Consider the following 17,467-nt stretch of genomic DNA (forward strand, 5'->3'; position numbering starts at 1 on the left):
CAATTGGTTCACCAGCGTCGCCAAATACAACGTTAGCAAAACTAACGATATGCCCGGTGTGGCTGTGGGACAAACCACACCGATCAGGTCAGCGCTCGGAGGTCGATGGCACCTGCGGCGCCGCGAGGGGCGGAGCCACCTTCGCTCCCGCCTGCGTCTCGTACGCACCCTCATCACGCCCGAGGGCGATGGTCGCCGCCGCCATGGCACCGATGGACACCACGAGCGCGACGGCCTCGGCACCGGTCGTGTCGAAGCCCTCGCCGAGCACCAGGGCGCCGAGCACGACGGCTACCACCGGCTCCAGCACGAGCATGGTCGGCACCGACGTCTGCAGGGCGCCGGCATGGAACGCCGACTGCTGCAGCACAGTCGCGACGGCGCCCAAGATGATGAGCAGATACGGCGCCGGCGTCGTCAGCAACCCGAGCCAGCCCCGGTGCTGCAGGATCGCCATGAAGATCTTGGTGACCACCGCGACGACCCCGAACAGCACGCCGACACCGACGGCCAGCAGCACCGCGCGAGCCCAGCCGCTGCACCGCAGCGCCAACAGCACGCAGCCGATGATCACCGCGGCGCAGACCGCGGCGACCAGCACGATAACCCCAGGTGAGGCCAGGTGTTCATCGCGTTCAGGCCGCGCCAGGACGACGAACCCCGCCAGCCCGATGGTCAGCAATCCGGCCCACAGCCACTCACCGCGCGTCACCCGGCGGTGTGCCTGGCGGGCACTCAGCGGCAGCGCGAAAAGCAATGCCGAGACCAGCAGTGGCTGCACCACCAACAGCGATCCGTGGGCCAACGCCAGCGCCTGGAAGACATAGCCCGCGACGGCCGCGCCGGTCCCGGCCCACCACAGCCGGCGGCTCAGCAACGTCGACAGCATGACGATGCTGACGCCGTGTTCGGGCGGCACATCGATGGTCGCGCGCTGGCGCACCACGATGCCGACGGCGGCGCAGACGGCCGCGCACAGGGCGAAAAGCACCACAAGTCCGTGTTGGATCAACGGAGGCGTCCGATCAGCGTGGCCGCGTATCGCGCCACAGGGCTCACCGGAAACATCACGCCCAAAGGGTAGTCGAGCGGGACTATCTGTCCCACTCGCGAACCGCGCGGCCACCGGCGCGAGCGACGGTTCGCTCCGTCGAGCGTGGGACTCGGCGCGTCCGAATCTGGCATGTCGCCTCGTCAGGCCACCCGCTCGGCACAGCCCGTACGCGCCGCGCCGGGCCAACTTACCAAAACCTTAAATATCTCTTATTTTTCTTAAACTTGAGGTACGGTCGATGCCATGCACACCAGGATCGCTCTCGTCACCGGCGCTTCCCGCGGCATCGGAGCCGCCGTGGCCCAGCAGCTCGCCGCGCCGGACACCCACGTCCTGGTGAACTACCGCGAGAAGGCCAAACGCGCCAACACCGTCGTCGACGGCATCCGCGCCGCCGGCGGGCAGGCCTCCGCGATCGGCGCCGACGTGTCCGACGCTGCCGCGGCCAAAGCCATGATCGACCGGATCGACAGCCGGTTCGGGCGCCTGGACATGCTGGTGCTCAACGCGTCGGGCGGCCTGGAGTTCGGCGCCGCGCCCGACTACGCGATGCGCCTGAACCGCGACGCCCAGCTGCGGCTCGTCGACCTGGCGCTGCCGCTCATGCCCGCCGGCGCGCAGATCGTGTTCGTCACGAGCCACGAGGCCCACTGCTATCCGCACCTGCCGGTGCCCGACGCCTACGCCCCGATTGCCGCCAGCAAGCGCGCCGGCGAAGACGCGCTGCGGGCACTCCGCCCAGAGTTCGACCGGTGCCGAATCGGATTCACCATCGTCTCGGGCGACATGATCGAGGGCACGATCATCGCCAGGTTGTACGAGCGCCGCGATCCAGACGCGGTCGGGGCGCGCCGCAGCCGGGGGCCGCTGCCCACCATCGAGGAGTTCGCGTCCGCCATCACCATCGCCGCCACCGGACGCGATCTGCGTGACACCGTGTACGTCGGCGGCGAGGACCATCTGGTCCGGCCGGCGTGATCAGGGCTCGAGAATCACTTTGATGGCCGTGCGCTGGTCCATCGCCGTGTACGCGTCGGCGACCTGAGCCAGCGGCAGCGACAGGTCGAACACCCGACCCGGCTCGATCGCCCCGGACAGCACGTCGGGCAGCAGTTCATCGAGGTACGGGCGGACGGGCGCGATACCGCCGGCGACGTGGATGTTGGTGCTGAACAGTTGCTGCATCGGCAGTTCGGGGGCGCCGGCCGGCACCCCGACGAACCCCAGAGAGCCACCGGGACGGACCGCCCCGAGTGCCTGGTGCATCGAGTCCTTGGTGCCGACGCACTCGAGCACGGAGTCGGCGCCGACGCCACCGAGCAGTTCCTCGATGGCCGCGATTCCGTCATCACCGCGTTCGGCGACGATGTCCGTGGCCCCGAACGCACGTGCCAGACGCTGTCGGTCCTCGTGCCGCGACATCGCGATGATCCGCTCGGCGCCAAGGCGTTTCGAGGCCAGCACGGCGCACAGCCCGACGGCGCCGTCGCCCACGACCACCACGGTGGCACCGGGTTGCACGTTCCCAGATCGCGCGGCGTGGTGACCGGTGGACATGACGTCGGCCAGGGTCAGCAGGTGCGGGAGCAGTTCTGCGTCAGGCGATTCCGGCACCGTGACCAGAGTGCCGTCGGCGAAGGGCACCCGGACGTACTGGCCCTGGGCCCCGTCGAGGGGCTCGCCCGTCTTGGTGGTGCCGCCCCAGACCCCGAAGTTGACGCACGAGGTGGTGATCCCGTTGCGACAGTGCACGCAGGTGCCGTCACTGTCGGTGAACGGCGAGATGACGAAATCCCCGACGCGCACATTCCTGACCTCGGCGCCGACAGCTTCGACGATCCCGACGAACTCATGCCCGATCGGGTGTGGCGCAGGCGTCGGACGCACCCCGCGGTACGGCCAGAGGTCCGAACCGCACACGCAGGTCCGCACCACGCGGACCACCGCATCGCCTGGTGACTGAATCTGCGGATCGGGGCGGTCCTCGTATCGAATGTCGCCCGGCCCGTGGATGATCGTGGTCTGCACGGCTGTCCCGCCCTTTCAGGTGTCAAATCCGACCCCTGAGTCTTGCCGAATTAGCCCGTCGGCGCGAGCACCAGTCCGCCGGTGGCGGCCGGAGCGGGTGCCACCGGCGCCGGAACCGCAGCGGGCGCAGCGGCAGGCAACGCTGCGGGGACCGCGGCCGGAACTGCTGCCGGAACGGCGGCGGGCACCGCGGCCGGAACCGCGGCCGCGACGGGAGCGGGAGCCGGCAACGCGACGGGAGCGACGGCCGGGGCGGGCACCGGAGCAGGCGCCGGGGCGGGCGGCGGCACCGGCGCACCCACGCCGAGCACGCGCAGCAGGTCCGGCTTCATGGCCTGCAGCTGCTGGCCCCAGTAACCCCAGCTGTGGGTGCCGTCCGCCGGGAAGTTGAAGACCGCGTTGCGGCCACCGGCCTGCTGGTACACCTTCTGGAAGTCCCGGTTGGAGCTGATGGTCAGGTTCTCCAGGAACTGGGCGCTGTAGAGGATGCCCAGGTCGCCCGGGGTATCGAGATCGGACGGCGTGCCGTTGCCGCAGTACACCCAGACGGCGGTGTTGTTGGCCACCAGCTGCCGGACGTTGACGGTCGGGTCGTTGCGCTTCCAGGCCGGGTCGCTGGCGATGCCCCACATCTGGGTCGGGTTGAAGCCGCCGGCGTCCTTCATCGCGAAGCCGATCAGCGTGGGCCACAGGCCCTGCGACGGGTTGAGGAAGCCCGACAGCGAGCCCGCGAAGATGAACTGGGCCGGGTGCCAGATCGCGAGCGTCAGCGCCGAGCCGCCCGACATCGACAGACCGACGACGGCGTTGCCGGTCGGCTGCACACCCCGGTTGGCGGCCAGCCAGGCCGGCAGCTCCTGGGTCAGGAACGTCTCCCACTTGTAGGTGATGACGCCATTGTTGTTGGTGGCCGGCTGGTACCAGTCGCTGTAGAAGCTGGACTGCCCGCCGACCGGCATCACCATCGAGACGCCGGACTGGTAGTACCACTCGAACGCGGCGGTGTTGATGTCCCAGCCGCTCGCGTCGTCCTGGGCGCGCAGCCCGTCGAGCAGGTACACCGCGTGCGGTCCGCCGCCCTGGAACTGGACCTTGATGTCGCGCCCCATCGCGGGCGACGGAATATTCAGCACCTCAACCGCTTTCGCGGCCGCATGCGCCTGCGGGGCCACCGCGGGCATCGCCATCGCCGGAACCGTCAGAGCAGCGACAGCCGCCACCGCGAGCCGCCGCAGTTTCGCGCCGTAATTCTTGCCAACCAGAGTCGCCAACACGAGTGAAAACTAACGCCGTGCCGCGCCGGGCCGTTCGACCAACGCGCGGCGTGATCGCCTCGTTACCAAGGCGTTTGGCTATCGAGTCCAGAACCTCTCACGCCGCGCCGTGATCGGTGCCGTCGCTGACGACCGTCACGTCGTCGCGGGTGCACGGTTCCTGGTGCCAGTCCCCGAACGGATCCGGGTAGCCGGCCCACGTGTCGCGCGCCGCGAATTCCTCGTCGGTGAGCAACGCGTCATTCAGGGCGGCGGTGACGTCGTCGGGCCGGGCGCCGCACACGAGGATCGTCATCGCGGTGTGCCTGTCGCCGAATTCGTTGTCCCACATGAGGTCTGCGAGGGCGCGGCGTTCGCGGTCCAGGTAGGCGGCTTCACTGACGGTCATCGCGGCGATCCACCGGCCGGCGTTGCTGACGCGCAGGCCACCGCCGGCCGACTCGAGCCACATGACATGGCCGGGCCGGTTCGCCAGCCACATCCGGCCGCGCGTCCGGATCACGCCGTCCAGGAGGTGGTCGATGGCATCGTGCAGACGTTCGGGGTGGAACGGCCGGCGCGCGTTGAACTCGACAATCTGAACGGGCCCTTCAGGTTTCAGGCTGGGTTGCCCCGCGAGCAGCGGCCCGTGCGGCTCGTCGGCGCGGCCCAGGCGGGCGTCGGGCCACAGCGTGCGCAACGCGTCCTCGACGAGGTCGGGCCCGGTGACGAGCTGAGCGCGTGGCGCCAGCCGGCGGCATACCGCGAGCAGCACAGGTTCGGCGTGGGTCACGACGAGGACGTCGGCGAACTCGGTCTGCCCCACCGCCACCTGCGCGACGGTCCGGCCGTCGGGCAGTTCGTCGTCGCCCAGCGCGTCGGTGAGCCAGTCGCCGGCTTCGATGCACGTCACCACGCCCGCGATCGCGACGTCACGGGCAGCAGGTCCGTCGATGTACCCCGGGCCCACCCGAACCCGGACATGGTTGATGGCCCAGCAGATCGGCTCCGGTTCCATCCACGGTTCCAGGTGGACGACGATTCGGTGGACGTCATCGCGCCGGTGCAGCAGGCGCAGATAGATCAGCAGGTCATTGCGGACGGTGCAGGACACGCAGCCGTGGGCCAGTTCGAGCGCCGCCTCGGTTGCGGTGACGATGCCGTGCGGCGCGGTGACGGTACGACGGCGCACGACGTGTCCGTCGAACTGGTGCTCCACGAGCACCGTGCCCGGCGCCTTCAGTAGTTCCTCGGTCACGTATCCGGTCGGTCCCTGACCAGCCACGACGATCACCGGCGTCCGCATCGCCACTCCTTATCGACAATCATTTTCAAATCTGTCGACCGTCACGCTACAGTGGCAACCGGCAACTTGTCGAAAACGATTTTCATTAGCGATAGGGCGAAGGACATGTCAGCGCACTGCCAGGTCACCGGGCGCAAGCCAGGCTTCGGCAACACGGTTTCCCATTCGAATCGGCGCACCTCGCGCCGGTGGAACCCCAACATCCAGAGCAAGACCTACTACCTGCCTTCCGAAGGCCGGCGCATCCGCCTCCAGGTGAGCGCCAAGGGCATCAAGGTGATCGACCGGGACGGCATCGAGGCCGTCGTGGCGCGGCTGCGCCGGGGCGGGGTGCGAATCTAGATGTCCCGCACCGATATCCGCCCCGTGGTGAAGCTCAAGTCCACCGCGGGCACCGGCTACACGTACGTCACCCGCAAGAACCGGCGCAACGATCCCGACCGCATGGTGCTGCGCAAGTACGACCCGATCATCCGCAAGCACGTCGACTTCCGAGAGGAGCGCTGAGCATGGCCAAGAAATCCAAGATCGCCAAGAACGAGCAGCGCCGGCTGACCGTCGCCCGCTACGCCGAGCGCCGGGCCGAGCTCAAGGCAATCATCAAGTCCCCGTCCCGCAGCCTCGACGAGCAGTCGGCCGCCATGCGGGAACTCGCCCGCCAGCCGCGCGACGCCAGCGCGGTGCGGGTGCGCAACCGGGACGCCGTCGACGGCCGTCCGCGCGGCCACCTGCGCAAGTTCGGCCTGTCCCGAGTGCGGGTACGCGAACTGGCCCACGAAGGACAGCTGCCCGGCATCCGGAAAGCGAGCTGGTGATGGCGAAGCGCAAGCCCGCCCGGCGCCCGGCCGAGGCCAAGCGACCGGTCAAGAACATGCTGACCAAGCTCGGCGTGGAGTACCTGGACTACAAGGACACCAACAACCTGCGGTTGTTCATCTCCGAGCGCGGCAAGATCCGGTCCCGCCGCGTGACGGGCCTGACGGTCCAGCAGCAGCGCCAGGTCGCCACCGCGATCAAGAACGCCCGCGAAATGGCACTGCTCCCCTACTCCGGGATCAGCTGAACATCGTCAGCAGCGCCTGAGTCCGCCACATCGTCAGCCCGGCGAACAACACCAGCAGCACCGCCGTCACCGAGATCAGCGCCAGGAGCCGTTGCCGCGCAGGCACATACGCGAAGACCGCCGCCACCACGGTGCCGGTGACCAACCCGCCGACGTGCCCCTGCCAACTGATCTCCTGGGAGCTGACGGCGGGCAGCACGAAGGTGATCACCAGGTTGATGACGATCAGCCCGACGATCCCGCGGACGTCGAGCTGCAGCCGGCGGAACAACACGAACGTCGCGCCGAAGAGGCCGAAGATCGCACCCGAGGCACCTGCTGTCGCCGAGTTCAGCGGCGACAGCAGGTACACCAGCACCGAGCCGCCCAAGCCGCTGAGGCCGTACAGCACCCCGAATCGCAACCGGCCCAGCCACTGCTCCAGCTGCGGGCCGACGGCCCACAGTGCCCACATGTTGAACACGATGTGGGCCAGGCCGTAGTGCAGGAAGGCCGACGACGCCAGTCGGTAGTACTGGCCGTCGGCGACGGCGGGCGGCCACAGCACCAGATCCTGTTGCATCTGCACCGAGGTGTGCTGCAGCACGAACATCACCACGTTGACCGCGATCAGCGTGTAGGTGACCAGCGAGCCCTTGGAGATCCGGCCACCGAAGTGCGTCCGGGCCTGCCGCACCGTTCGCTTGCCCTCGTTGACGCACTCCGGGCACTGCTGACCCACGGCAGCCGCGGTCATGCAGTCCGGGCAGATCGGGCGGCCACACCGGCTGCAGCTCACGTAGGTCGGGCGGCTGGGATGCCGATAGCAGGTCGGCGTCGGGACGGTCATCAGTGAGAGTGATCTTCCGGGACTACAGCCGCCACAGGGCTTCCTGGCTGGTGCTGGCGATCAGCACCCCACCAGTGTCATACAGGGCTCCGGCGACCAGCCCGCGGGAGTCCGTGTTGTTCAGTCGGGTGACCTCGTACCGGTGCCAGTCGCGCGGCACGAACGGCCGGTGGAACCACACCGCGTGGTCCAGGCTGGCCGCGAATCCGTCACGCAGGCTCGCACCGTCGGGCCGCGCGACGGGCACCGGCCCGAAGTCGGACATGAAGGTCAGCGTGCAGGCCCGGATCAGCGCATCGTCCTCGATCTCGTCCTTGGTGCGGATCCAGAACGGGGGCACGGCAAACGCACCCACATCTTCCGGCCGCACCCGGATATCGAAGAAGTCGGCCGCGGTGAGGCTCGTCGCCTTGGGCACCGCGGCGTCGAGCTCGAGGCCGCGCACCTCGGGGCGCTGCCAGTCGGCGCCGGGTTCGGGCACATGGAACGACGCGATCATCTCCAGGATCGTCTTGCCGTTCTGCTTCGCGGTGACGCGCCGCGTATCGAAGGACCGGCCGTCCCGGGTTCGTTCCACGTGAAACTCCACGTCGACGCCGTACTGGCCACCGCGGACGAAGTAGAGGTGCAGTGACTGAGGCAACTTGTCGGGCTCGACGGTGCGACCGGCCGCACCGAGGGCCTGCGCGGCGATCAGTCCACCGAACAGAGACCGTCCCGGCCCTTCTGTCGGTTGCGGCGCGATGAAGGTGTCGCCGTCGCGCGCGAAGTCCAGGAGCTGGGCAATCCAGCTGAGCGCAGTAGAACTCATAAAGCGGCAGCGTATCGATCGGCATCCGGCCGGCGCCGCCGCCTAGGCTGAAGCGCATGGTTCAACGCCGGGGATTCAATGACGCCGTCACCCGTTTCTGGGGCTTCGCCGCTCCCGCCTACGACACCCAGGTACTGCAGCGCTGGGTCTACCAACCTGCCCAGGACGAGGTCCTGGCACAGCTGCGGGCACACGACTCCCTGACCATCGCCGATACCGGCTGTGGCACCGGTATTTTCGCCGACCGGATCCAACGTGAGCTCAATGCCGTCGTGACCGGGGTGGACATGTCCGAGGGCATGCTGGCCCAGGCCAAGGCGCGGTCGTCGAACGTCACCTGGCTCACCGCACCGGCCGAGGACCTGCCGTTCAACGACGGCGCACTCGATGCGGTGGTGACGACGTCGGCGTTCCACTGGTTCGATCAGCCCGCCGCGCTGCGCGAATTCCATCGGGTGCTCAAGCCGGGCGGCATCGCGGCCGTCACCACCATCAGCCCGCGGCAGGTCCTGCCGCTGCACGCGCTGTCGTCGCACATCCTCAATCCCGCCCACAATCCGTCCCCCGCGGAGATGAAGAAGCTCTTCGAGGACGCCGGGTTCACGGTGTCCGAGCAGCACCGGGTGAAGCGGCCGGCGTGGACGCTCATCGTGTCCGACCTGCTGACCGTGGGAACGAAGTAGCCGACATGCCCGATCTGCACCCCGACGTCGCGGTCCTGGCGCCGCTGCTGGGCACCTGGGCCGGCACCGGCTCCGGTGAGTACCCGACCATCGCCTCGTTCGACTACCTCGAAGAGGTCACGTTCGGCCATGTCGGCAAACCGTTCCTGGCCTACAGCCAGCGCACCCGTGCCGCCGATGACGGCCGTCCGCTGCACGCCGAGACCGGCTACCTGCGAGTGCCCGCGCCCGGGCGCATCGAGTGGGTGCTGGCCCACCCCACCGGCATCACCGAGGTGCTGCAGGGCACCATCAGCACCGACGGAGAATTCGTGCTGGATCTGGCCACCACCGACATCGGGCGTACCGAATCCGCGAAAGAGGTTGACGCCCTGCGTCGTTGGTTCCGGCTCGACGGAGACACGTTGAGCTACAACGTCCGAATGGCTGCCGTGGGCATCCCGCTGCGCCACCACCTCGCGGCTGTGCTGCATCGGAAGGACGCATGACGGAACCACAAACCGGCCGGATTCGGGTCCCCGCCGACCTGGACTCGGCCACAGCCACCGGCACCGAAGACCACACCGACGTCGATCCGCAAGCGGTAGAACGGATTTGGCAGGCAGCACGGCACTGGTACGCAGCCGGGATGCAGCCGGCCATCCAGGTCTGCCTGCGCCAGAACGGTCGGGTCGTGCTCAACCGCGCGATCGGCCACGGCTGGGGCAACGGGCCGGACGATCCGGTGGATGCCGAGAAGATCCCCGTCGGCGTCGACACCCCGTTCTGCGTGTACTCGGCCGCCAAGGCGATCAGCACGACCGTCGTGCACATGCTCGTCGAACGCGGCGAGCTCGACCTGGACGCCCGCGTCTGCGACTACCTGCCGACGTACACCAGCCACGGAAAGGACCGCACCACCGTTCGGCACGTCGTCACCCACAGCGCCGGGGTTCCGCTGGCCACCGGGCCACGGCCGGACCTCAAGCGGATGAACGACAGCGAGTACGCCCGCGAGATGCTCGGGAATCTGCGGCCGATCTACCGGCCGGGCCTGGTCCACATGTATCACGGCCTGACCTGGGGCCCGCTGATCCGCGAGATCGTCTCAGCCGCAACGGGTCGCAACATCCGCGACATCCTGGCCACCGAGATCCTCGAGCCGCTGGGCTTCCGCTGGACCAATTACGGCGTCGTGCCGGAGGATGTTCCGCTGGTCGCGCCGAGTCACGTCACCGGCAAGCCACTGCCGGCGCCCATGGCGGCGGCGTTCAAGAAAGCGGTCGGCGGCACCCCGAACCAGATCATCCCGTTCAGCAACACCCCGGACTTCCTGACCAGCGTGGTGCCGTCGTCGAGCACGGTCTCCAACGCCGTCGAGCTGTCGCGCTTCGCCGAAATGCTCTGCCGCGGCGGGGAACTCGACGGGGTTCGGGTGCTGCGCCCGGAGACCCTGCGCGCCGCGACCGCCCCCTGCCGGCGCCTGCGGCCCGACATCGCGGTGGGACTCCAACCGATGCGCTGGGGCACCGGATACATGTTGGGCTCCAAGCGTTTCGGCCCGTTCGGCAAGGGCGCTCCGGCCGCCTTCGGGCACACCGGACTGACCAACATCGCGGTGTGGGCCGACCCGGCCCGGAACCTCGCCGCTGCCGTGGTCAGCAGCGGCAAGCCCGGCGGTCATCCCGAGGCCAACCGGTATCCGGCGCTGCTCGACACGATCGCCCGGGAGATTCCGCAGTCCGGGTAGCGGCGAAAAGTACGTGAGCTCAGTAGCGATGGCGATCTGCCGTCGGTTATTGAACTCAGGGACTTCTCAGAGCCGCAGAAGGTGCCTGCGTTCAATTGCATTGCGTATGAGCGCGTTCTGATTGACGCCACGTACTTTCGCCGCCGCGGCAGCTCTCCAGACGACCTGTGCGATCCGGAGACGTGGGTTACGCCTTCGACGCAGCCTTCGCGAACAGGCGCAGCAGCACCTGGTTGATGGCGACCAGCGCCAGCTTCACCGGCGGGAACGACGCGGTCGAGGTCAAGGAGTAGTCGATGCGCGTGCCCGAGCCCTCGGGGGTCAGCCGCACCTCGCCCGCGTAGCCCGGGAACGGCACGCCGGAGCGGGCCTTGTAGCCGAACACGTTGGGGGCGTCGAAAGTGACGACCTCTTCGACGATCGCGGGCGCCGGTCCCGGAGCCGAGATGCGGCGGACCGCGCCCAGGCCGTTCGGCGCGGGGGTGCCGGGCTGGTCGATGGTCACGCTGATGCCGGGACCCCAGTTGGCCATGCCTTCGTGGTCGATCAGGGTCGCCCAAACAACGTCGATCGGGCGGGCAACAGTGGTGGTTGCAGTCGATTGCATGGACCGATCATGCCGCACCCCCATCCAGGGCGCCTGGCAGGCTGTCCCCATGCCCGGCCCAATGCCCGAAGTACCGTTCCGCGACGACCACATCGAGCTCCTGCGCCGGCGGGCGCTCACCGAGGATGCCGCCCGACCGGACGCCGTCCAGCGCCGACATGACGCCGGCGGACGGACGGCCCGCGAGAACATCCTCGACCTGGTCGACGACGGCAGCTTCGTCGAGTACGGCCGGTTCGCCATCGCCGCCCAACGGGCACGGCGGGAGCTCGACGACCTGATCGCGCGCACTCCGGCCGACGGCCTGGTGGCCGGCACGGCCCATGTCGACGGCCACCCGTGCGCGGTGCTGTCGTACGACTACACCGTGCTGGCCGGTACCCAGGGCGCCCTCGGGCACCTCAAGAAGGACCGGTTGTTCGAGCTGATCGAGCGCATGAAACTGCCGACGGTGTTCTTCGCCGAGGGTGGCGGCGGACGGCCCGGCGACACCGACCATCCGACGGTGTCATCGCTGGATGTCCGCGCCTTTGCGCTGTGGGCCGGGTTGTCGGGCGTCGTGCCGCGCATCGCGGTCGTCAAGGGCCGCTGTTTCGCAGGCAATGCGGTGATCGCGGGCTGTTCGGATCTGATCGTGGCGACCGAGGACACGTCGATCGGCATGGGTGGCCCGGCGATGATCGCCGGCGGCGGACTCGGCGACATCGCGCCCGATGCCGTCGGCCCGATCTCGGTGCAGGCGCCGAACGGCGTCGTCGACGTCGTGGTGCCCGACGAGGCTGCCGCGGTCTCGGTCGCCCGCCAGTTACTCGGCTACTTCCGCGGGCCCACCACACCCGGCACCGCGCCGGATCAAACCGCTTTGCGCACAATCGTTCCCGAGCGCGCGCGCCGCGCGTATCAGGTCGCGCCGATCATCGAGACGCTCGCCGACGACGGCTCCGTCACCTTCCTGCGGCAGAAGTTCGCCCCGGAGTTGGTGACCGCACTGGCCCGGATCGAGGGCCGGCCGGTCGGGGTGCTCGCCAACAACACCATGGTCATGGCCGGTGCCATCACCGCGGCGGCGTCCGACAAGGCGGCCCGCTTCCTGCAACTCTGCGATGCCTTCGGGATTCCCGTGGTGTCCCTCGTCGACTGCCCGGGCTTCATGGTGGGACCCGCTGCGGAGGCCGAAGCGCTGGTCCGGCGCGGGTCGCGGCTGCTGGTCGCCGGTGCGGCGCTACGCGTCCCCTTGATCGCGGTTATCCTGCGCCGCGGTTACGGCCTTGGCGCACAGGCGATGTGCGGCGGCAGCCTGCATGAGCCCCTGCTGACGGTGGCCTGGCCGGGGGCACACCTCGGACCGATGGGACTCGAGGGCGCGGTGCGGCTCGGGCTGCGTAAGGAACTCGAGGCGATCGCCGACGAAGAAGCCCGCGAACAGGCGGTGCGGGACGCCACCGCCGCCGCGCAGGCCAACGCCGCCGCACTCAACTCCGCGTCGATGTTCGAGATCGACGACGTCATCGATCCAGCCGAGACCCGGTCGCTCATCGCCGCGACGCTGGCGACCGCGGCGCCCGCGGGCCTGCCGCCGCGCCGGGGCTTCATCGACACCTGGTGATCAGTCCCGGACACCCCGGTACAGCTGACGACGCACCACGAAGCGTTGCAGCACTCGGTCGACCGTCCACGCCGGGAATCGGACGGCCTGTCCCCATGGGGTGAACACCTCCAGTCCGTCGGGCTGCGGTCCGAGCACCGAACCCCACCGCACGGCCGGTGGCCGGTAGCGGCGCAGTTTGCGGGACTTCAACTGGGCCAGGATGTTTCGCGCGACCAGCGCACCGCCACCGTTACGCGCCGAGGTGCGCAGCGGATCGGTGGCGGCGACATCGCCGACCGCGAAGACGCTCGGATACCCCGGCACCGTCAGTTCCGGGGTGACGCGCACGAAGCCGTCGTCGTCGAGGATGTCAGTAGGCAGCCACGCCGTGTTGGGTCGGACGCGCCCGACGGCCCACAGCACGGCATCGGCTTCCCCGTCCGGCTGGCCGGTGCTGAATTCGATTGGCCCAGTGGTGATCTCGTTGCGATTCGGTGGCAGCACCGCGCGGTGCCCGAGATGCAGCCGGACCCCGAGCTCCGCCAGTCGCTGGGCGACGCGCACCTGGGTTCCGGAATGGTAGCCCGGAAGTATCTGCGCGCCAGGGAAATACAGGTCGACGACCTTGTCGGGCCAGCTGCGCGCCAGATTCCCGGCACTACTCACCGCCGTGGCGCCGCCACCTACGACCGCGATGCGCTGCGCGCGCGCCAGTCGTTCGTGGGTGGCGTGCAGATCTGTAGCGACGTCGTCGGCCGTCTGCAGCGTCGGGCGGCGCCAGAACCCGTTGGTCGTCCCGGTCGAGATCACCAGCACGTCGAACGGCTCGACGGTCTCGGTTCCGTCGGCCGCCACGACCGTGACCGTGCGGGCGTCGAGGTCGGCACTCGTCAGGGCCCCGTGCACGATCCGTACCGCATCCAGGCCACGGAACCGCCGGAAACCGATGAAGTAGTCCCGCGCCCAGGCGTCGGGCCGCGCGACGCGCATGCCGAGTTCCTGCCCGCTGACCAGGCCGTCCTTGACCGAGATGCCGACCACGTCGGCGTGCGGGGCCAGGCGGACAGCGGCGAGGATGCCGCTGTCCCCCAGCCCGGCGATGACGACGCGCTTGCGCACGTCAGGGCAGGATCGAGTCGACGTAGCCGCCGTCGGCGCGCACCGCGGCGCCGGTGGTGGCCGACGACTGCTCCGAGCTGAGGTACACCACCATGTTGGCGATCTCCTCGGGCTCAATCAGCCTGCGCAGCAACGATTGTGGGCGGTATTTGATCATGAACTCGCGCTGCGCCTCGTCCCACGGCAGGTTCTTGTCGACCAGCTGATAGACGAAGTCCTCGACGCCGCCGGTGTGCGTCGGGCCTGCGATCACCGAGTTCACCGTCACGCCGGTGCCTGCCGCATCCTTGGCGAAACCGCGGGTCACCGCGAGCAGCGCGGTCTTGGACGTGCCGTAGTGGATCATCTCTTCCGGGATGACGATCGCCGAGTCGCTGGCGATCTGGATCGCGCGGCCCCACCCGCGCTCGGTCATCCCCGGCAGGTAGGTGCGGATGAGCCGCACCGCGGACAGCACGTTCACCTCGAAGTACCGCCGCCACTCGTCGTCGGTGATCTCCTGCGCCGGCGTCGACCCGAAGATGCCGAGGTTGTTGACCAGGATGTCGACATCAGGAAGTTGTCGGGTGAGTTGGGCCACGCCCTCTTCGGTCGTGACGTCGGCGGCGACGCCGATGACGTCGGCGAATCCCTTGCCGGTGAGTTCGGCGACGGCCGCCTGGACGCGTTCGTCGCTGCGTCCGTTCACCGCGACGCGGGCCCCGCTGGCAGCAAGCCCTTCGGCAATGGCCAGCCCGATGCCCTGCGTAGAACCGGTTACCAGGGCGGTTTTGCCGGTCAGATCAATGTGCACAATCAGCCTCCAATGAATGTTCCGGTCACACAACGCTAGCGACCCCGCTGAATAATCCGTGGCATGACCGAACTATTGGTGCTGCACATCGCCAAGCGGGAGATCCTGGCCGTGTCCCTCGACGGTTCACGGGTCCGGACGCTGGTCGCCGACGTCGACGAGACGCCCGACGGCATCGTCGTCGACCAGGCCCGGGGCCACATCTACTGGACCAACATGGGCACTCCGGACCCCGGCTCCGGACGCGGAGCCTTCTCCACCTTCTTCACCCGCAACGGATCGCTCGAGCGGGTGAATCTGGACGGTTCGGACCGGCGGACCATCGTGCCGCGGGGCGCGTTCACCACGGGCAAGCAGCTGACGGCCGACTTCGACGCGGGGTTGCTCTACTGGTGCGACCGCGAAGGCATGCAGGTGCTGCGCTGCCGGCTCGACGGTTCGGGTTTGGAGACGCTGGTGGTGGCGGGCACCGACGCGCAGGATGAGCGCAATCACTGTGTGGGTATCGCCGTCGACCCCGTCAATCGCCTGGTCTACTGGACGCAGAAGGGCGCACCCGACGGCGGGCAGGGCCGAATCTTCCGGTGCGGCACCGAGATTCCCGCGGGAATGACGGCCACCGACCGCGACGACATCGAGCTGCTGTGGCAGGACCTGCCCGAGCCCATCGACCTCGATCTCGACGGATCCGGGAACCTGGTCTGGACGGACCGCGGCGCCGAGCCGGACGGCAACACGCTCAACCGTGGACGGGTCCAGCCTGCGGTCGGGATGTACGACATCGTGGCCCGTGGCTATCAGGAGGCGATCGGTCTGACGACCGCCGATGACACGACGTACTACGTGAGCGAGCTGCGCACTGGCGGCATCCGCGTGGTGAACCTCGCCGACGGGACCGACCGCGAGCTGGCGCAACTGGGTCCCGGCGTCACCGGGGTTGCGCTGGCTGAGCTCTAGGCCGCTCTCGACTCTGACCGAAATCCAATATTTCCCATCACCTTTCACCGATCTGAAAAGCTCCGCGGATTTCTGCGGGGTCAGGCGTTCTCCGCGGCCGGCTCCGATGTTTCGCAGCCGGCGCCGACCCGTAGCACTTATCAGGTTGTCAGATAAGTTGTAGGCTCCGGATTGCAGGCCTGCCCAATCAACCGCTGGAAAGTGAGGGCCATGTCCGATTACGAAGAGCTGTGCTGGATGCCCGCCGTGGAGTTGTCGCGGAGGATCAGCGACCGGGAGATCACCCCGGTCGACGTCGCCGAGGCCGTGCTGGGCCGGATATCGGATGTCAATCCGCAACTCAATGCGTTCGTGTACCACGATCCCGATCAGGTATTGGCCGATGCAAAGGCGCTCACCGAACAGCTTGCGGGACGGCGACCGCTGCCACCCCTGCACGGCATCCCCTACAGCGTGAAAGAGGTGTGCGCTGTGGCGGGAACGCCCGTGACGTCGGGCGTCGTCCCGTTCAAAGACGCGGTCGCCGAGCACGACGAACCCGTGGCGGCACGGCTACGGGCGGCGGGCGGACTGTTTCTCGGCAAGACCAACAGCGCGGAGGGCGGCTACAAGGCGACGTCGTCCAACCATCTGTACGGCACGACCCACAATCCGTGGCGCCACGGTATGACGGCGGGCGGCTCCAGCAGCGGCGCCGGGGCAGCGGTGGCAGCCGGGATGGGCCAGCTCGCGCAGGGCACGGACGGCGGTGGGTCCGTGCGCATTCCCGCCGCGGTGAACGGTGTCGTCGGCTTCAAACCAGCGCTGGGCCGCATTCCGCAGACTCGGCTCGCCGGCCGGTTCCATACCTTCGCCTACCACGGACCGATCACCCGCACGGTGGGCGATGCCGCGCTGATGCTCAACGCCATGGCCGGGTTCGATCCGGCGGACCCGCTGTCCTTGCCGTCGGACCACGTCGACTACGTCGCGGCGCTGGATCGTGACATCGATGGCGCGCGCTTTGCGTGGTCTCCGAATCTGGGGTTCGCCACCGTCGACCCCGAGATCGAGGAGATCTGTCTACGCGCGGTCTCGGCGTTCACGGAGCTGGGCTGCACCGTCGACGAAGCCGATCCCGGGTGGGGCAATCCCGAGCAAGCCATGTGGGAAGGCGTGTGGGCACCGGTGTATTCGTCGATGCTCGATGCCGCGGACTGGGATGCGCACTCTGGCGAGGTCGATGACCAGTTCGTCGAATTGATCCGGTCAGGAGCGCGGCTGACGGCTCGCGAAATCCAGCGAGCCGACGCGGAACGCGGCCGCATGGTCGATCAGATGACGGCGTTCATGTGCGACTTCGACTTTCTCGTCACACCGGTCACCACTCAGCCCACGTTCGCCGCCGACGCGTTCTGCCCCGACAGCCTGTCCGGTGCGCCCCTGCCGCACCAGCTGATGGGCTGGGTCCTGACCTATCCCTTCAACATGACGACCAACCCGGCCATCTCCGTGCCTGCCGGATTCACGTCCGCCGGAATGCCGGTCGGGCTGCAGATCATCGGCGGACTACGTGCGGACGCCCAGGTGCTCAGCGTGGCCTCGGCGTACGAACGAGCCCGGCCGTGGTCTCATCACCGGCCGAATGTCCTTGCAGTTCAACGCTGA

Annotated in this window: 20 protein-coding genes; 11 read left to right on the forward strand and 9 right to left on the reverse strand. The window is 68.5% G+C overall.

Features of this window, described 5'->3' with window-relative positions:
• Positions 1-88: 88 nt before the first annotated feature.
• Positions 89-1,012, reverse strand: a complete 924-nt coding sequence (locus H289_RS0104900) for a DMT family transporter (RefSeq protein ID WP_196809982.1) — start codon at positions 1,010-1,012, stop codon at positions 89-91.
• A 285-nt stretch (positions 1,013-1,297) separates the two neighbouring features.
• On the opposite strand from H289_RS0104900, the gene H289_RS0104905 reads away from it, so the two are divergent.
• Positions 1,298-2,032 (forward strand): SDR family oxidoreductase, encoded by a 735-nt coding sequence (locus tag H289_RS0104905; RefSeq protein ID WP_020099639.1) that lies wholly within the window; start codon positions 1,298-1,300, stop codon positions 2,030-2,032.
• Here H289_RS0104905 and H289_RS0104910 read toward each other — a convergent pair whose 3' ends face one another.
• The 3 genes from H289_RS0104910 to mrf all read right to left on the reverse strand — a co-directional run bounded on the left by H289_RS0104910 (position 2,033) and on the right by mrf (position 5,641).
• Positions 2,033-3,082 (reverse strand): zinc-dependent alcohol dehydrogenase family protein, encoded by a 1,050-nt coding sequence (locus tag H289_RS0104910; RefSeq protein ID WP_020099640.1) that lies wholly within the window; start codon positions 3,080-3,082, stop codon positions 2,033-2,035.
• 50 nt (positions 3,083-3,132) lie between these two features.
• Entirely contained in the window at positions 3,133-4,269 is a 1,137-nt protein-coding gene (locus H289_RS0104915) for an esterase family protein (RefSeq protein WP_051128407.1), read from the reverse strand.
• A gap of 184 nt (positions 4,270-4,453) precedes the next feature.
• A complete protein-coding gene (gene mrf, locus H289_RS0104920) occupies positions 4,454-5,641 on the reverse strand; it encodes a ribosome hibernation factor-recruiting GTPase MRF (protein WP_020099642.1) in 1,188 nt (395 codons plus the stop codon).
• A gap of 105 nt (positions 5,642-5,746) precedes the next feature.
• On the opposite strand from mrf, the gene rpmB reads away from it, so the two are divergent.
• Genes rpmB through rpsR form a run of 4 tightly spaced genes read left to right on the forward strand, consistent with a single transcriptional unit; the run spans position 5,747 to position 6,704 of the window.
• Positions 5,747-5,983 carry a 50S ribosomal protein L28 gene (rpmB, locus tag H289_RS0104925; protein WP_020099643.1) on the forward strand — a complete coding sequence of 79 codons (237 nt, stop codon included), beginning with the start codon at positions 5,747-5,749 and terminating at the stop codon, positions 5,981-5,983.
• Positions 5,984-6,148, forward strand: coding sequence for a 50S ribosomal protein L33 (gene rpmG, locus H289_RS0104930; RefSeq protein WP_020099644.1), 165 nt, complete (start codon positions 5,984-5,986; stop codon positions 6,146-6,148).
• Between the two features lie 2 nt (positions 6,149-6,150).
• Positions 6,151-6,456, forward strand: coding sequence for a 30S ribosomal protein S14 (gene rpsN, locus H289_RS0104935; RefSeq protein WP_020099645.1), 306 nt, complete (start codon positions 6,151-6,153; stop codon positions 6,454-6,456).
• The gene (rpsR, locus tag H289_RS0104940; protein WP_020099646.1) at positions 6,456-6,704 is read left to right on the forward strand and encodes a 30S ribosomal protein S18; all 249 of its coding nucleotides are present in this window, start codon (positions 6,456-6,458) and stop codon (positions 6,702-6,704) included. Before rpsN ends, rpsR begins: the two co-directional genes overlap by 1 nt.
• Here the strand turns inward: rpsR and H289_RS0104945 are convergent.
• Both H289_RS0104945 and H289_RS0104950 read right to left on the reverse strand, forming a co-directional pair.
• Positions 6,697-7,533, reverse strand: coding sequence for a rhomboid family intramembrane serine protease (locus H289_RS0104945; RefSeq protein WP_036420130.1), 837 nt, complete (start codon positions 7,531-7,533; stop codon positions 6,697-6,699). The genes rpsR and H289_RS0104945 overlap by 8 nt on opposite strands.
• 22 nt (positions 7,534-7,555) lie before the next feature.
• Positions 7,556-8,344, reverse strand: coding sequence for an acyl-CoA thioesterase (locus tag H289_RS0104950; RefSeq protein WP_020099648.1), 789 nt, complete (start codon positions 8,342-8,344; stop codon positions 7,556-7,558).
• A 56-nt stretch (positions 8,345-8,400) separates the two neighbouring features.
• Between H289_RS0104950 and H289_RS0104955 the strand changes: the two genes are divergently transcribed.
• From H289_RS0104955 to lipE, 3 genes are read left to right on the forward strand one after another with little or no spacing between them, the layout of a single operon-like run.
• Positions 8,401-9,027 (forward strand): class I SAM-dependent methyltransferase, encoded by a 627-nt coding sequence (locus tag H289_RS0104955; RefSeq protein ID WP_020099649.1) that lies wholly within the window; start codon positions 8,401-8,403, stop codon positions 9,025-9,027.
• 5 nt (positions 9,028-9,032) lie between these two features.
• Positions 9,033-9,515: a peroxynitrite isomerase gene (locus H289_RS0104960; RefSeq protein WP_020099650.1), complete on the forward strand. Its 483-nt coding sequence runs from the start codon at positions 9,033-9,035 to the stop codon at positions 9,513-9,515.
• A complete protein-coding gene (gene lipE, locus H289_RS0104965) occupies positions 9,512-10,756 on the forward strand; it encodes a lipase LipE (RefSeq protein ID WP_020099651.1) in 1,245 nt (414 codons plus the stop codon). The genes H289_RS0104960 and lipE overlap by 4 nt, the downstream gene beginning before the upstream one ends.
• A gap of 187 nt (positions 10,757-10,943) precedes the next feature.
• Here the strand turns inward: lipE and H289_RS0104970 are convergent, their stop codons facing one another.
• A complete protein-coding gene (locus tag H289_RS0104970) occupies positions 10,944-11,363 on the reverse strand; it encodes an SRPBCC family protein (protein WP_020099652.1) in 420 nt (139 codons plus the stop codon).
• Between the two features lie 61 nt (positions 11,364-11,424).
• On the opposite strand from H289_RS0104970, the gene H289_RS0104975 reads away from it, so the two are divergent.
• Complete coding sequence (locus H289_RS0104975) at positions 11,425-12,969, forward strand: acyl-CoA carboxylase subunit beta (RefSeq protein ID WP_020099653.1); 1,545 nt, start codon at positions 11,425-11,427, stop codon at positions 12,967-12,969.
• On the opposite strand, the gene H289_RS0104980 is transcribed toward H289_RS0104975, so the two are convergent.
• Together H289_RS0104980 and H289_RS0104985 are read right to left on the reverse strand one after the other, a co-directional pair.
• A complete protein-coding gene (locus H289_RS0104980) occupies positions 12,970-14,070 on the reverse strand; it encodes an NAD(P)/FAD-dependent oxidoreductase (RefSeq protein WP_020099654.1) in 1,101 nt (366 codons plus the stop codon). It lies immediately after the preceding gene.
• A gap of 1 nt (position 14,071) precedes the next feature.
• Positions 14,072-14,863 (reverse strand): SDR family NAD(P)-dependent oxidoreductase, encoded by a 792-nt coding sequence (locus H289_RS0104985; RefSeq protein ID WP_020099655.1) that lies wholly within the window; start codon positions 14,861-14,863, stop codon positions 14,072-14,074.
• A 63-nt stretch (positions 14,864-14,926) separates the two neighbouring features.
• On the opposite strand from H289_RS0104985, the gene H289_RS0104990 reads away from it, so the two are divergent.
• Both H289_RS0104990 and H289_RS0104995 read left to right on the forward strand, forming a co-directional pair.
• Complete coding sequence (locus H289_RS0104990) at positions 14,927-15,820, forward strand: hypothetical protein (protein WP_020099656.1); 894 nt, start codon at positions 14,927-14,929, stop codon at positions 15,818-15,820.
• Between the two features lie 210 nt (positions 15,821-16,030).
• On the forward strand, positions 16,031-17,467 hold the full coding sequence (locus H289_RS0104995) for an amidase (RefSeq protein WP_020099657.1): 1,437 nt from the start codon (positions 16,031-16,033) through the stop codon (positions 17,465-17,467).

Source organism: Mycobacterium sp. 360MFTsu5.1, assembly GCF_000383495.1.
GTDB lineage: Bacteria > Actinomycetota > Actinomycetes > Mycobacteriales > Mycobacteriaceae > Mycobacterium > Mycobacterium mucogenicum_B.